Below are 15,740 nucleotides of genomic sequence, written 5' to 3' on the forward strand. Positions count from 1 at the left end.
AGGAATCAATGATCAGTAAAATAGACCATATCGCCATCGCCGTATCGAACCTTGACGAAGCAGTCCAGACCTACATGAACGTCCTCGGCTGCGGGGCGGATGCCATACGTATCGAGGAGGTCCCCTCCGAACAGGTACGGGTGGCATTCATTCAGGTAGGAGAGACCAAGATCGAACTGCTCGAACCCATGTCCGATCAAAGCCCCATCTCAAAGTTTCTGGATAAGAACGGAGAGGGCATGCACCACATCGCGTTCTCCACAGACAGCGTAGCCCGGGAACAGGAGCGCGTAACAGCCCTTGGCATGCGCCCGCTCGGCGAGGTACGCCGGGGAGCCGGAGGAAAAGAGATCCTCTTCCTCCATCCGAAAGACACGGGGCGGGTACTTATGGAACTCACCGGGAAAAAGAAAGAGGAATGAAGCACTTCCAGCTCCCTTTCGAGAAACAGGAAGGGTTCAGCTATGCACATGCAGACATCGAGGCGCTCCGGGAGTATGACAAGTACCTCCTCTCGTTCCATCCGGAGCGGCCGCGGTACCTCGACTACCTCACCGTGTTCGGGAAGCAGGAAGAGTGTCTCCAGAACGACCGCTTCGGAAGCTGCACCATACAGGTCCACCGCGCAGAACTGACCGGGAACGGCACCACCCACCGGGTGATGCTCATCGGCCAGCAGTCCTCCCCGACTTCCGACTTCACCCGCCTTCAGGAAATCATGAAAAACCCGGAGGAGATCGCCCTCTGGAACCACGGCATGCCGACCCCGGCGGCATTCCAGAAGGCCATCGAGGCCGTCGCCCTTGCCGAAAAGGAGGGGCGCATCATCATCACCATCATTGATACGGCAGGGGCTGATCCCACCGAAGCCTCGGAAGCCGGCGGGATAGCATGGAAAATCGGCCGATGCATGCAGTCGCTCGCCGAAGCCTCCGTCCCGACCCTTTCGGTAATCATCAACCGCGGATGCAGCGGCGGTGCCATAGCACTCAGCGGTTGTGACGGGGTGCTCGCCATGGAATATGCGACCTATATGGTGATCTCTCCCGAAGCCTGTTCATCCATCCTCTTCCACACCCGCCAGAAGGCTGCACTTGCCGCTGAACTTTCCCGCATCACGGCAAAAGAGGGGATGGAGCTTGGCATCATCGACGACCTGATCCCCGAATCAGAAGGCCCGGCGCACCGGTTCCCTGACGGGGCGCTCCGCTCTTTCCGCTCTGGCGTGCTCCGCTGGCTTGAAAAGCTCTCAGCACTCTCTCTCGATGAGGTGTTCAATAGCAGGATGGAACGCTGGAAGCATATCGGACAGTGGGGATACATCACTGAAGAGGAGATCAACATTTTTGAAAAACCAGTCCGGAACCTCCCCCAGGCACCCGAAAAGAACCGGTTTGTCCCGCGCCACAAAGGGTGCCGCGACAGCGAAGGCCGATCGGTCGTGGATCCGGTCCTCTTTTCTTCGCTCCGCCGGGACAACTTCCGATGCGACACCTGCTTTCACCGCTACCTCCGCCTCACGGCACATGACTATATAGCACTGGTGCTCGATGAAGGCTCGTTCCTGGAGCACCCCGAAACCCGCTATATCGTCGACAGCGACATACTCGCCTTCCCCGGGTACACTGAAAAACTCAGGGATGCGCGCCAGCGCTCCGGCACCGCCACAGCCTTCGTCACCGGAAACGGCCAGATCGATGGCCGGGATGTGGTGTTCTGTCTCTCGAACTTCAGTTTCCTCGGCGCTTCGTTCTCCATGTCGACCGGTGAAAAGCTGCGCATTGCCGCCGGCATAGCCCTCGAAAGGCACTGCCCGCTCGTCATCCACGCCACGGGCGGCGGAGCAAGGATGCATGAAGGGTGTTCCTCGATGACGAGCATTCCCAAGGTCCACGTTTCCCTCTCAGCCGTAGAGCGGGCCGGGCTTCCGCTCGTCACCATCATTTCCGACCCGGCCCTCGGAGGAGTTGCCATCGGAGCCGGATCTCGTGGAGAGCACCTCATTGAACATAATGCGGGCAATATCGGTTTTTCAGGCAAACGGGTCATTGAGCAGTATACCGGCCGACCCACATCGAAAGGATTTCAGACGGCTGACTGGCTCCGGGAGAAAGGCTACGCATGCCGCATCGCACGACCATCTGAAATGAAGCGCGAAATATCGGCAATCATAAGCCGGCAACCATCAAACAGCAAGCAATGACAGCACAGGACCCCGGTCTCGGGTATAGTGAATTTCCGGCGGTAAGCCGGGTTGAATGGAAAGAAAAGGTGGCAGCAGACCTCGGGGAGGGCAAAACCTATGAACGCCTTGTATGGCAGACGCCCGACGGCTTCCCGCTGGAACCCTGGTACGGCATCCATGAACCCTCGCCCCGGCTCATGGTCCCCATGCAGGCAGGCGGTACCACCGGAGTAAGCTGCCGCCGCATCACGGCTGAAGATCCGGAAGAAGCGAACCGGAATGCGCTCCGGGCACTCGAGGAGGGAGCCGGCGCTCTCGAATTCGTCATGACAGGTGAAGAAAGCTGCCGGTCCGCTTTCACCCGCCGGCTTCTTTCGGGCATCAACCTTGAAAAGGTCCCCGTATGGTTTTCCGGAACTCTCAGCCATCTCGAACTCACCGAGGCCCTCACCGCCATGGAAGGCTTCACGGACAACACCGGCGGGCTGCTCAGTCCTCCTCCGGCCGGAGATTCCGGGATTCTTCAGAAACTCTGTTCCGGTGACGCCGTCCCTGCCTCCTTCAGAACCCTCGCCCTGGACACCGTTCCCTTCCACGACCGGGGCGCAACCCCGGCAGATGAGGTGGCCTTTGGCCTTGCAGGTCTGAGCGACATGATTGAAGAGCTCCTCGAAGCAGGAATCCCCGGAGAAAGCATTGCAGGGAAAATGACCATCACAATGGCAGTGGGATCGAGCCATTTTCTGGAGATAGCAAAACCGAGAGCCCTGAGGGCACTGCTCCCCTATCTCTTTGAAGCCTATGGGATACCGGCGGCCACATTACCCCGCCTCTTCGCCAGAACCTCACGAAGAAACCTCTCGCTCCTCGACCCCCACACCAACCTGCTCCGTCTGACCACCGAAACCGCCTCGGCGCTCGCCGGAGGGTACGACATGCTGGAAATAGCTCCATTCGACGCCGGTCCCTCGACCTCCTGTGCTGAAGCCGCCCGCCTCTCCCTGAATATCCATCTACTGCTCACAATGGAGGCCGGGCTCGGAAGGGTCCAGGACCCTGCCGCCGGATCGGCCTTCATCGAGACCATGACGGCGAAGCTTGCCGAAACGGCCTGGGAAACATTCAAGACCATTGAATCGGCAGGCGGGCTCAGTGCCGCATCCCCCCTTGTGGAATCCCTGATTTCTGAAGCACGAAGCGCCGCACTGAAACAGGCTGCAATACGGAAAAAGACCCTTGTCGGAGTCAACCGCTACCCTGCAGACCTGCTTCCGCAGCAGCTCCTGCATCTCGACGCCCTCACGGCAACAGCCGCCGGGAGCATGGAGGGAAGCGAAACCGCACGTTTCGAGCGTATACGGCTCCGCACGGCCGCGCATGCCATCCGGACCGGCCACACCCCGTCGGTGTTCATCTGGATGCACGGCAACCCGTCAGTAACCCGCCTGCAGGCGGGCTTTACGGAAGACTTTTTCCGCTGCGGAGGGTTCGCCATTTCGGGCAGTGCCGAACTGTCGGTTGAGGCGGCATCGTGCGCGACCGCACTTGCAGGCAATCCCTCCTTTGTAGTGCTCTGCATCGCCGAAAAAGACCCCGTTTCCTCAGCCGAATCAATCTGCCGGATGCTTAAAGAGGCTTCTTCCACCATCATTCCTCTCATGGCGGGAAAGCCCCCCGAAGGACACGAACGACTTACTGCAGCAGGACTCGACAGCTTCATTTATACCGGGGTCGACTGCCCCGCAATGCTTGAGAAATACCAACACACGACAGGAGTGCAATGAGACCCGATTTTTCATCCATCGATATTTTCAGCGGGGCAGTACCCGCAAGACCGCAGCACGAAGATGCTGAACCCAAAGAGTGGCTCACGCCGGAAGGGCTCAGGGAATGCCGCTCCTATACCGGCCGTGAAGAGGCGTCTGAAGCGCACCTGCACGGAGCACCGGGGTTCCCTCCTTTCACCGCAGGCCCCTACTCCACCATGTACACCACCAGGCCGTGGACAATCCGCCAGTATGCGGGGTTTTCAACGGCCGAAGAGTCGAACCTCTTCTACCGGCGCAACCTCGCAGCAGGCCAGAAAGGGCTCTCGGTGGCTTTCGACCTTCCGACACACCGCGGCTATGATTCCGACCACCCGAGGGTGGTGGGAGACGTCGGCAAGGCCGGAGTCGCCATCGACTCGGTCGAAGACATGAAGATCCTCTTCGACGGGATCCCCCTCGGCGACATCTCCGTGTCGATGACCATGAACGGTGCGGTGCTTCCTGTCATGGCATTCTACATCGTCGCCGCCGAAGAAGAGGGCGTTGCTCCTGAAAAACTCAGCGGAACCATCCAGAACGACATCCTCAAGGAGTTCATGGTCCGCAACACCTACATCTACCCTCCTGCACCCTCTATGCGGATCATTGCCGACATCTTCCGCTATACGAGCGCGACGATGCCGAAGTTCAACTCCATCAGCATCTCCGGCTACCACATGCAGGAGGCCGGCGCCACTGCGGACCTTGAGCTGGCCTTCACCCTTGCAGACGGACTCGAGTACCTCCGTACAGGCCTCGAAGCCGGCCTGGATATCGACGCATTCGCCCCCCGCCTCTCCTTTTTCTGGGCCAGCGGCATGAACTACTTCACCGAGATTGCCAAACTGAGGGCGGCAAGGATGCTCTGGGCTAAAATCGTGAAGCGCTTCAATCCGAAGAACCCGAAATCGCTGATGCTGCGCTCCCATACCCAGACCTCCGGCTGGAGCCTCACCGAGCAGGACCCGTTCAACAATGTTGCGCGAACCTGCATAGAAGCTCTCGGCGCCGCACTCGGCCATACCCAGTCGCTGCATACCAACGCCCTCGACGAAGCCATCGCGCTGCCCTCCCCGTTCTCGGCGCGCATCGCCCGCAACACCCAGCTCTACCTGCAGGAGGAGACCGACATCACCCGGAGCATCGACCCGTGGTCGGGCTCATACTATGTCGAATCCCTCACATCCCAGCTTGCATCGAAAGCGTGGAAGATCATTGAAGAGATCGAAGAAGCCGGAGGCATGGTGAAGGCTATCGAGCAGGGCATCCCGAAACGGCAGATTGAAGAGGCGGCCGCCCGCAAGCAGTCCCGAATTGATCGCGGAGAAGACAGCATCATCGGCCTGAACGCCTACCGTACCGCCGAGAAAACCGACATCGAGCTGCTTGAGGTCGACAATACCATGGTGCTCCATAAACAGATGGAACGCCTTGAAAGAATCAAGGCCACTCGCAACCCGGAGGAAACCCAGGCAGCGCTCCGAGCCATGACGGCATGCGCCCGCTCGGGGGAGGGTAACCTTCTCGCCCTCGCCGTTGATGCTGCGCGCAAACGCGCCACACTCGGAGAAATATCCTCAGCCTGCGAAGAAGTGTTCGGCCGATACCGCTCAACAGTCAGGCTCAACAGCAACGTCTACATGTCAGGAATGGAACACAACCACCGTTTCAGGGAGGCACAGGACCTTGCCGACACCTTTGCATCCATCGAAGGCCGACGGCCGAGGATCATGGTCGCCAAGGTCGGACAGGACGGCCATGACCGCGGAGCCAAAGTCATTGCAGCCGGCTTTGCCGACGTCGGCTTCGACGTCGACATCAGCCCGCTCTTCCAGACCCCTGAAGAGGTCGTCCAGCAGGCGCTCGACAATGATGTGCACCTCATCGGCATCTCCAGCCTTGCGGCCGGCCACAAGACCCTCATCCCGGAGACAGTCAAGCTGCTCAGGGAGGCAGGACGGGAGGATATTCTGGTGATTGCCGGCGGCATCATACCCGAACGCGACCATGCGTTCCTCCGTAATGAGGGAGTAGCGGCGATATTCGGGCCGGGTACCGTCATTGCCGATGCAGCCATTGAGATTCTCAGCATCCTCATCGGAAAAACCGGCGTATGAGCAGGCAGGGGTCAGCGGGAACCGGAGGCCCGCTTGATGCGGAAAGCATTGCCCGGGGCGTGATTGACGGCAACCGCCAGATGCTTGCCAGAGCCATCACGCTCGTGGAATCCGAAAACCCTCTGCACGCCGAATCGGCACGCCGCATCCTTGAGCAATGCATCACTGAAGGGCGGCATGCGATGCGCATTGCCGTCACCGGCTCGCCGGGAGCCGGCAAAAGCACGTTCATCGAATCGCTCGGTGAAGAGATAATCGCCAGCGGGCGGACTCTTGCCGTCCTTGCCGTTGATCCGAGCAGCCTGCGCTCGAGAGGAAGCATTCTCGGCGACAAGGCCCGCATGGAAAAGCTGGCTGCACGAAAAGAAGCCTTCATCCGCCCGACCGCGTCCTCAGGCCACCTCGGAGGCGGCGCGCCAAAAACCCATGAAGCCATGCTGCTGCTGGAAGCGGCGGGTTATGAGGTCATCATACTCGAAACAGTCGGGGTGGGCCAGTCGGAAGTACATGCCGATGCCATGACGGACTTCGTCCTTCTCCTCATGCTGCCGGGATCAGGCGATGAACTGCAGGGGATAAAACGCGGGATCATGGAAATTGCGGACGCAGTCGGCGTCACCAAGGCGGATGGAGAACGGATGGAGTTGGCCAAAGCGACAGCATCCGACTTTTCGGCAGCCCTCGGCATGCTGCCCGAGAAACACCCCGGACACCGGCGGAAGGTGCTCCTCACCTCGGCACGCAGCGGAGCAGGCATCAAGGAAACCTGGGAGGAGATTACCGGCTTCTTCGATCTTCTCCAAAAGAGCGGGGAGCTTGAGCTGCGTCAGCTGCAGCAACGCTCAAGCCTGCTCCGGGACCTCGTCGAATGGGGCCTCAGGAAAGCGTACCGGAGCGACCCTGCCATACAACAGCGGAAGGCGGAGATAGAGGCCGAGGTTGCTGCCGGCCGGCTGAGCCCGTTCGAGGGCGCCGATCTGCTCGTCGAAGCCTTTACTCTTCGCCGATAAACTCCTTCTCATCATCCTTGACGATCAGCACCGGGCAGACAGCCCTGCGTACGATCGTTTCGGCAACGCTCCCCATCAGAAGGCGGCTGAGCCCTTTCTTGCCATGGGAACCCATGATGACGAGGTTTACGTCAAGTTCGTTCAACCGCTCCAGGATTATGTCGGCAGGATTGCCGATGCGTACAAGCCCGTCGGCATTGATGCCGGCTGCACGAAGCTCACCGAGAAGGAGCTCGAGATCCTCTGTGGCAGCCTTCTCGAGGTCCTCTTCAAGCGGCACATAGTTGAGCGAAATGTCGACTGCCATCGGACGGGGCTCGACAACGTTGAGCAGCATGAGTGACGCACCCATGCCCAAGGCAAATTCCTGGGCGTAACGCACCGCCTTTTTCGATACATCGGAAAAATCAACCGGACAGAGGATGGTCTTGATCTTGAACATGGCTGTATGTTTATGTTGTCTGTTTGCAGACCTTCACTGCAGGATTTCTTTCAAATATATAACAAAAATAAGCTCGCAGACTACCCAATACCCACCGTCTCAATGTAATTGCTATAGGAAAATAACGCTCTACGCACATAAATTTTACACCTAGGACACCCTTTGTCCCATAGCCCATAGTAGATTGCTTTTGAATCGCCGGCTTAACACATAGTGATTTATTGAAATCAATGCATAAATTACACCAATAGGACTTCACGGTAAGGCAGCATAGAATCAAATCAACCCTTCCTTCCCAACCAGAGAACCTTCTGCAATTTATGCAGTCGATTTGCGCGATTCTTGTCAATGTAGAAAACTCAGCCCAGTTCCCCCGATGAAACCCGTTGCACATCTCCGTCAATTAGAGGATTCCGTTTGGGAAGAACATTCCCTTCATGACCACCTCATGCATGTTGCAGAACTTGCCGGCAGATTTGCAAAAGAGTTCGGCAATGCCGACTGGCTGCAAGCTGCGGGATTATTGCATGATCTTGGCAAATTCAACCCGACCTGGCAGGAATATATCCGCAGGAACAATGGGGATTATTCCGAGGAGGATGATGGGCAAGATTGACCATTCCGCTGCTGGAGCCATACATGCCGTGCAGAAACACGCCCTGATCGGAAAAGCTCTGGCCTATCTCATTGCCGGCCATCACACGGGGTTGCCGGACTGGTATCGTGAACCCGGTACTGGCGGCCAAACATTGCCCGAACGGATAGAGAACAAGGATCATCATCATCTTCAACATGCATTACAGGGTAAGCCTCCGGCTGACATTCTTGAGGTTTCCTTACCGACGACGCACCCCTGTGGAAGCCCGACTCCAGCTCCCGAATTGATGCACCTGTGGATTCGCATGCTTTATTCCTGTCTTGTCGATGCGGACTTTCTCGATACAGAAGCATTCATGAATCCGGATAAGGCTCAAGCGAGGTTACATGCATACAATCTTTCCGAACTGAAAGATACGTTTAATCATTTCATGGCCCGGAAACAGGCTGGAGCTAAAGATTCACCAGTAAACCGGGCAAGAAACTTGATTCTAGAAGAATGCCGTACGAATGCCGCTCTGGAGCCGGGACTTTTTTCCCTGACGGTACCAACAGGTGGCGGAAAAACACTGTGCTCCATGGCATTTGCCCTTGAGCATGCAATCCGGTTCCAAAAAAAACGAATCATTGTTGCCATACCCTATACCAGTATCATCGAACAGACTGCCGATCAGTACCGACAGATATTTGGCAATGATGCGGTGCTTGAACATCACAGCAACCTCGATCCTGAAAAAGGAAGCGGGAAGTATAGGCTTGCCTCAGAGAACTGGGATGCACCAATTATCGTGACCACGAACGTGCAGTTGTTCGAATCTTTATTTGCCGCCAAAAGCTCAGCATGCCGGAAGCTCCACAACATCGTCAATTCAGTTATTGTGCTTGATGAAGCGCAGATGCTGCCCACCGGGTATCTGCAACCGGTTGTTTCCGTTCTGGAATTGCTTGCGGAGCATTTCAGAACCTCAATTGTCCTGTGCACAGCTACACAGCCAGTCTTGTCCGGCAGAGTCGGAACCGGACAGAATGTGCTGAAAGGTTTCAAGAATGACGGTGTCAGGGAACTGATGTCTGATTCCGACAACTTGTTCAAGGTATTTCAGCGAGTAACGGTAAACATGCTTGGCGATGCCGATGAGAGGCATGAATGGGACAAAATAGCTGAAGCCATTACGACCCAACGACAGGCGCTATGCATCGTCAATACCCGAAAAGATTGCCGTGAGCTACATGGGCTGATGCCGGAAGACACCATTCATCTTTCTGCACTCATGTGCCCTGAACACAGAAGCCAGGTTATCGCCGATATCAAGTCAAAGCTGATTGATGGAGAATCTGTTCGTGTCGTCAGTACACAACTGCTCGAAGCTGGTGTAGATATAGACTTCCCTAGGGTTTATCGAGCATTCAGCGGTCTTGACAGCATCGCACAAGCTGCTGGCAGATGCAACCGGGAAGGAAAACATGAAAGAGGGGATGTCCTCGTATTCAACCCACCGAAACCACCGCCTCCCGGCATCATACTGAAGGCTGAACAAGCCGGGAAGGAGATGTTCCGAGCATTTCCAGAACTGGCAACGACCCTCATGCCGAGAGCCTTCAGACAGTACTTCAGCCTGTATTACGGACGCTTGAACAGTTTCGATGTACAGAAAATAATGGCACTGCTTGTTGCAGATGCCCCTCAGCTCAATATCCAGTTCCGTACGGCGGCCATGCGGTTCAAGCTGATCGATGACAAGAGCCAGCATGGTGTTATCGTGCGATACCGATCCGAAAGAATCGATAGCAACCCGCTGATCGACCAATTGCGTTATGGCGGCCCGAATCGCAAGTTGATGAGACAGTTGCAACGTTTTTCGGTCAACGTGTATGACAAAGATTTGATGCAACTCAGAAATAACGGGCTGATAGAAAACATCAACGGTGTATGGGTGCAGCTGTCGGAAAGTGCATACCATCCGGTTTTCGGATTGAACGTCGATGCAACACTGGACTATTATTGGTAAATCAATCACGGGGATGATACGCTATGGAACATTTCAACAAAACGTTCTGCCTTGAAGTGAAAGGGGATTACGCCTGTTTCACAAGGCCGGAGATGAAGGTGGAGCGCGTCAGTTACGACGTCATCACTCCTTCATCGGCGAGGGGGATTTTCGAAGCGATATTCTGGAAACCAGCCATTCGCTGGCGAATTCGAAAGATCGAAATATTGAATCCGATCAAATGGATTTCGGTGAGGCGCAATGAAGTCGGTCAAACCGCAAGCGACCGAAGTGAGGGGATTTTCATCGAAACAGCGCGACAGCAACGAGCAGGCTTGTTTCTACGGGATGTGGCCTACCGGCTTTACGCTGAACTTGAGTTCATCCCGCATCCCAACAGAACTGAAACAAAACGTTCTGTTCCAGAACCACTCCTTGACACATGGGAAAAAGAAGAGTTCAGAAAAGACGAAAACCCTGGCAAATACTATGGCATCTTCGAGCGTCGAGCTCGAAAAGGTCAGTGTTTCAACCAGCCATATCTCGGTTGCCGCGAGTTCAGTTGCGAATTCAGGTTGATTGATGGCCACACAACGGAAACAGCGCCAATCAGTGAAACGCGCGATCTTGGATTCATGCTCTACGATCTTGACTTTGAAAAGAACGTCAAAGAACCCTCACCAGCGTTTTTCAGGTGCTGTATGGAACAAGGAGTGATCAACGTCCCGGCTTGGGATAGCGAGGAGGTGAGAAAATGATTTTACAGGCTCTCTATGACTACTACCAGCGCAAAGCTGTCGATCCGGATAGCGGTATTGCGCCAGAAGGTTTCGTATGGAAAGAAATTCCTTTTGTTATAGTGATTAATCACGAGGGTGATTTCATCTCACTTGAAGATACCCGAGAAGGAGATGGCAAAAAGAAACGGGCGAAAAAATATTTGTTACCGAAATCAGTCGGACGTTCAGGATCCAATGGATGGATGACAAGCTTTCTTCTATGGGATCATTACGGCTATGTGTTGGGTCATGCAAGAAGTGAAGGTGAAAAAGATCAGGTGATGGCTCAAAAACAGATGCTAAGCTTTATTAAAAAGATTCAAGATTTGCCTCAGGAGATTAAAGAAGACAACGGTGTCTTGGCTGTCATTCGTTTTTATGATCAACGCTCATATGAAAAAGTAAAAGATTCAGATAAGTGGGAAGAGTGCTCTAAAATCATCGGGTGCAATATGAGTTTTAGGCTGGATGGCGATAGCAGTCTTATTCCATGCAATACTAGCGTTCAGAAATATATTGCGGATCAATGTAACGAAAACGCTGATGGTGTTACCGGCTTATGTCTTATCACAGGGAAAAAAGGAGAAATAGCCAGAATTCACAGTGATACACCGATAAATAAAGACTCAAAAAAATTTGTGTCTTTTCAGAGGAGCTCAGGATATGACTCTTATGGAAAGGAACAGGCATTTAATGCCCCAATCAGTAAATCAGCTGAGTTCGCTTATACCACTGCCATGAATATGCTCTTAGGTAAGGACTCAATAAATAAAGTGCAGGTAGGTAATACGACAAGTATTTTCTGGTCACAAAAAGAAGATGTCTTTGAGGCGATTTTTCCATCATTCTTTGGGTACAATAAAGACAATCCTGATGCTGATGTCAAAGCTGTAAAAACTCTTTTTGAAAGTGCCTGGACGGGATACGTAAATACTAACTCAAACACACGGTTCTATATACTGGGGCTTTCGCCGAATTCAGCTCGCATTGCTGTCCGATTTTGGCATACCGGAAGTATCGGGAAATGTTCCGGAAATATCAAACAGCATTTCGATGATCTTGAAATCATCAGACCTTCACATGATAGAGGACATTATTCCTTATTCTGGCTTCTTTCCGCAATAGCACACGAGAAAAAGGTTGACAATATTCCGCCAAATCTCTCAGGACAAATTTTTGAAGCCGTTATAACGGGAGGGACTTACCCGGCAACCATGCTTCAGCAGACCATAAGGCGCATTCGTGCAACTCAGGACGTCACAAGGGTTCAGGCAGGAATTTTAAAAGCCTATCTCAATAGATTTCACAGAATTTACTCAACCAAAGAAAAGGAGACAATCACCGTGGCTCTTGATTCTAATAATATCAATCCGGGATATCGGCTTGGGCGGCTTTTTGCCGTACTTGAAAAAATTCAGGAGGAAGCAAACCCTGGAATAAACGCAACGATACGTGACCGGTTTTATGGCGCGGCTTCATCCACACCGGTTACGGTATTTTCGCAATTACTTAAACTGAAAAACCATCATCTTGCAAAACTCGACAATGAAGGCCGAAAGGTCAATTTCGAGAGGATGCTTTCTGACATATTTGCCGGGATCGATGCAAGTATGCCAGCACATCTTGCCATGGAGGATCAGGCCCGTTTTGCTATCGGCTACTATCACCAACGACAAGCATTGTTTACAAAGTCATCTTCAAACAACGAATCCAAAAATTAGGGAGAACAATCATGAGTGATCTTACAAAGAGGTACGATTTTGCATTACTGTTTGATGTACAGGACGGCAATCCAAACGGTGATCCTGATGCAGGAAATCTGCCCAGAATAGATGCAGAAACCGGCATGGGTCTGGTAACCGATGTTTGCCTAAAACGCAAGGTTAGAAACTATGTGCAGCTTTCAGGTAAGGATATTTTTATCAAGGAAAAAGCTGTTTTGAATACCCTAATCAGCAATGCATATGAAGAGCAGAAAATAGACCTTACAAAAGATCCTGTCGATTTGAAAGATGGCAAGAAACGCAACAAAGACGGCACTGCGCAAGGTGGTGAGGTCGAGAAAGGCCGTTCCTATATGTGTTCAAGATACTACGACATCCGCACATTTGGAGCGGTGATGTCTACAGGAGCTAACGCTGGTCAGGTGCGTGGACCCATTCAGATTACTTTTGCCCGGTCGGTTGAGCCGGTCGTTGCATTGGAGCACAGCATTACCCGTATGGCTGTCACAACTGAAGCGGATGCGGAAAAACAAAGCGGCGATAACCGGACGATGGGCAGAAAGTACACTGTACCCTACGGGCTGTATTGTTCACATGGTTTCGTTTCGGCTCACCTCGCAAATCAAACCGGCTTCTCAGCAGAAGATCTCAAACTGTTCTGGGAAGCCTTACAGAATATGTTCGAACATGACCGCTCTGCAGCCCGAGGTATGATGTCTACTCGAGGACTCTATGTTTTCGAACACAGCACAGCTTTGGGTAACGCTCCGGCCCACAAGTTGTTTGAACGGATTAAAGTGGAACGGAAGCCGGAATCAGAAAGTCCGGCTCGTTCATTTGAAGACTATACCGTTACGATAGATGAAAGCGGACTTGACGGCGTGACTTTGCATAAAATGCTGTGCTGAAAAGCATGTACGCTGCATCCGATTTCATAGCGCTCTCGGCATTGCAACACTTCGTTTATTGCCCCCGGCAGTGTGCATTGATCCATATCGAACAGGTATGGGCTGAAAACAGCTTCACTGCTGAGGGTAGGGTAATGCATGAACGTGTTGACGACGGAGAAACATCGTACCGTTCGGGGGTTCGAACTACAAGGAGCGTCTTGCTACGAAGTTCTATGCTGGGTGCTTCGGGTATAGCTGACGTTGTCGAGTGGCATAAGGGCAATAGCCTTGAGGAACCGTTCCCGATAGAGTACAAGCGAGGAAGGCAGAAAAAGCATGATGCCGACAAGGTTCAACTCTGTGCCCAAGCCATCTGTCTTGAGGAGATGCTTAACCTGACAATACCTGCCGGAGCATTGTTCTATGGACAGACAAAACGGCGGTTCGATGTGACTTTCGATTCAACACTTCGAGCAAAAACCGTTTCTACTGCAGAATGCGTTCATGAACTGTTCAGGAATGGCGTCACTCCCCTGCCGGAACCCGGCCCGAAATGTACACAGTGCTCATTACAGGAGCTCTGTCTTCCTAAGGTCGTTGCACATAATCGGTCGGCTAAAGAGTATGTGCACAAACTGCTTCATGAACTGTCGGAGGGTGAAATTTGAAAAAGCTGCTCAACACGCTGTTCGTATCTACGCAAGGAGCATATCTGTCGAAAGAAGGAGAGTGTGCGGTAATAAAAATCGATAAGGTTGAAAAGGTACGGCTGCCCCTTCATATGCTTGACGGAATTATCTGCTTCGGGCAGATAACCTGCAGCCCATTTCTCATGGGTCACTGCGCAGCCAATGGCGTGACCGTAACGTTCCTTACCGAATACGGCAAGTTCCTCTGTCAGGTACAGGGGCCAACAAAAGGCAACATTCTGCTCAGGCGTGCACAGTACAGGCAAGCTGATAACTATCTGCAGTCGGCCATGCTTGCCCGATCGTTCGTCATCGGGAAAATCGGTAATAGTAGAGTTACGCTAGCAAGAGCCCTGCGGGACCACCCCGATAAGATCGATTGCGAAAAGATGCATTATGCTCAGCAACTGCTGGCAGGCTGTATAAAAAAGCTTGGAAATGAAACCGATCAGGAGCGAATCAGAGGCATCGAGGGTGAAGCTGCAAGAATATATTTCGAGGTATTCGACCAGTGCATTACCTCTTCTGATCCGTTGTTCTGCTTCAATGGCCGGAACCGTCGGCCGCCGGTTGACCGGGTAAACTGCCTGCTGTCGTTTCTCTATACCCTTGTGACGCACGATATCCGATCTGCACTTGAGTCATGCGGGCTCGATCCTGCAGCGGGTTTTCTGCATAAAGACCGACCCGGCCGCCCGAGCCTTGCGCTCGATATGCTGGAAGAGTTCCGTTCCTATATAGCCGACAGAATGGCATTGTCGCTGATTAACCGGGGACAGATTCATGCGAATGATTTCACAGTATCCGCAACTGGCGCTGTGCTGATGAAAGACGATGCAAGAAAAACATTACTAACGGCTTACCAAAAAAGAAAACAGGACGAAATAGAGCATCCTTTTATAAGAGAGAAAATGGCTGTAGGACTGATTTGGCATATGCAGGCTATGTTGTTGGCCCGTTATATCCGGGGGGATATCGATATTTACCCACCCTTTGTCTGGAGATGACCGATGCTGGTACTTGTAACCTATGACGTAAATACAGAAACGCCTGCCGGCAGGCGAAGGTTACGCAGGATTGCTAAAACTTGCCAGAACTATGGGCAACGAGTTCAGTTTTCCGTTTTTGAATGCAATGTCGATCCGGCACAATGGGTAAAACTCCGTGCAAAGCTAATGCAGGAAATGAATCCTGCCCATGACAGCCTGCGATTTTATTTTCTCGGTTCAAACTGGCAGAATCGTATTGAACACGAAGGAGCGAAAGAACCGCGCGACCTTGAAGGACCGCTAATTTTATAACACGCGAACCTCAAGCTGCACCTGAAAACCCAGAAATGTTCGCGAGAAAGCTTAAAAGCATTATTTATAGCAACTTAACTCTTCATGTCATCAGGTTTGCGTAAAGTGTTATTTGACATACGAAACGGTTCGCGGATAATGCTCCGCAACCCGTGGAATACCTGACTCTATAGATTGACAGTCGCGCCCCACGCGGGCGCGTGGATTGAA

General features: G+C 53.1%; 14 protein-coding genes. 13 read left to right on the plus strand and 1 reads right to left on the minus strand.

Annotated elements, in window-relative coordinates; genetic code table 11:
- Window positions 1–8 precede the first annotated feature (8 nt).
- From mce to meaB, 5 genes are read left to right on the plus strand one after another with little or no spacing between them, the layout of a single operon-like run.
- Window positions 9–422 carry a methylmalonyl-CoA epimerase gene (mce, locus tag A3K90_RS02960; RefSeq protein WP_303681103.1) on the plus strand — a complete coding sequence of 138 codons (414 nt, stop codon included), beginning with the start codon at window positions 9–11 and terminating at the stop codon, window positions 420–422.
- A complete protein-coding gene (locus tag A3K90_RS02965) occupies window positions 419–2,203 on the plus strand; it encodes a carboxyl transferase domain-containing protein (RefSeq protein WP_303681104.1) in 1,785 nt (594 codons plus the stop codon). The genes mce and A3K90_RS02965 overlap by 4 nt, the downstream gene beginning before the upstream one ends.
- Complete coding sequence (locus tag A3K90_RS02970) at window positions 2,200–3,969, plus strand: methylmalonyl-CoA mutase subunit beta (RefSeq protein WP_303681105.1); 1,770 nt, start codon at window positions 2,200–2,202, stop codon at window positions 3,967–3,969. Before A3K90_RS02965 ends, A3K90_RS02970 begins: the two co-directional genes overlap by 4 nt.
- The gene (scpA, locus tag A3K90_RS02975) at window positions 3,966–6,110 is read left to right on the plus strand and encodes a methylmalonyl-CoA mutase (RefSeq protein ID WP_303681106.1); all 2,145 of its coding nucleotides are present in this window, start codon (window positions 3,966–3,968) and stop codon (window positions 6,108–6,110) included. Before A3K90_RS02970 ends, scpA begins: the two co-directional genes overlap by 4 nt.
- Window positions 6,107–7,120 carry a methylmalonyl Co-A mutase-associated GTPase MeaB gene (gene meaB, locus A3K90_RS02980; RefSeq protein WP_303681107.1) on the plus strand — a complete coding sequence of 338 codons (1,014 nt, stop codon included), beginning with the start codon at window positions 6,107–6,109 and terminating at the stop codon, window positions 7,118–7,120. The genes scpA and meaB overlap by 4 nt, the downstream gene beginning before the upstream one ends.
- Here meaB and A3K90_RS02985 read toward each other — a convergent pair.
- The gene (locus tag A3K90_RS02985; RefSeq protein ID WP_303681108.1) at window positions 7,104–7,562 is read right to left on the minus strand and encodes a universal stress protein; all 459 of its coding nucleotides are present in this window, start codon (window positions 7,560–7,562) and stop codon (window positions 7,104–7,106) included. The genes meaB and A3K90_RS02985 overlap by 17 nt on opposite strands.
- A gap of 376 nt (window positions 7,563–7,938) precedes the next feature.
- Here A3K90_RS02985 and A3K90_RS02990 point away from each other — a divergent pair, with 376 nt between their 5' ends.
- From A3K90_RS02990 to cas2, 8 genes are read left to right on the plus strand one after another with little or no spacing between them, the layout of a single operon-like run.
- Complete coding sequence (locus tag A3K90_RS02990; protein WP_081423686.1) at window positions 7,939–8,178, plus strand: CRISPR-associated endonuclease Cas3''; 240 nt, start codon at window positions 7,939–7,941, stop codon at window positions 8,176–8,178.
- Entirely contained in the window at window positions 8,162–10,168 is a 2,007-nt protein-coding gene (cas3, locus tag A3K90_RS02995) for a CRISPR-associated helicase Cas3' (protein WP_303681110.1), read from the plus strand. The genes A3K90_RS02990 and cas3 overlap by 17 nt, the downstream gene beginning before the upstream one ends.
- A gap of 23 nt (window positions 10,169–10,191) precedes the next feature.
- A complete protein-coding gene (gene cas5c, locus A3K90_RS03000) occupies window positions 10,192–10,905 on the plus strand; it encodes a type I-C CRISPR-associated protein Cas5c (RefSeq protein WP_303681111.1) in 714 nt (237 codons plus the stop codon).
- A complete protein-coding gene (gene cas8c / locus A3K90_RS03005) occupies window positions 10,902–12,647 on the plus strand; it encodes a type I-C CRISPR-associated protein Cas8c/Csd1 (protein WP_303681112.1) in 1,746 nt (581 codons plus the stop codon). Before cas5c ends, cas8c begins: the two co-directional genes overlap by 4 nt.
- 11 nt (window positions 12,648–12,658) lie before the next feature.
- On the plus strand, window positions 12,659–13,558 hold the full coding sequence (gene cas7c / locus A3K90_RS03010; protein WP_303681113.1) for a type I-C CRISPR-associated protein Cas7/Csd2: 900 nt from the start codon (window positions 12,659–12,661) through the stop codon (window positions 13,556–13,558).
- A gap of 5 nt (window positions 13,559–13,563) precedes the next feature.
- Entirely contained in the window at window positions 13,564–14,208 is a 645-nt protein-coding gene (cas4, locus tag A3K90_RS03015) for a CRISPR-associated protein Cas4 (RefSeq protein ID WP_303681114.1), read from the plus strand.
- Complete coding sequence (cas1c, locus tag A3K90_RS03020; RefSeq protein ID WP_303681115.1) at window positions 14,205–15,236, plus strand: type I-C CRISPR-associated endonuclease Cas1c; 1,032 nt, start codon at window positions 14,205–14,207, stop codon at window positions 15,234–15,236. Before cas4 ends, cas1c begins: the two co-directional genes overlap by 4 nt.
- Window positions 15,237–15,239: 3 nt before the next feature.
- A complete protein-coding gene (gene cas2, locus A3K90_RS03025; protein WP_011358033.1) occupies window positions 15,240–15,530 on the plus strand; it encodes a CRISPR-associated endonuclease Cas2 in 291 nt (96 codons plus the stop codon).
- Window positions 15,531–15,740 lie beyond the last annotated feature (210 nt).

This window comes from Pelodictyon luteolum (assembly GCF_001622165.1).
GTDB lineage: Bacteria > Bacteroidota > Chlorobiia > Chlorobiales > Chlorobiaceae > Chlorobium > Chlorobium luteolum_B.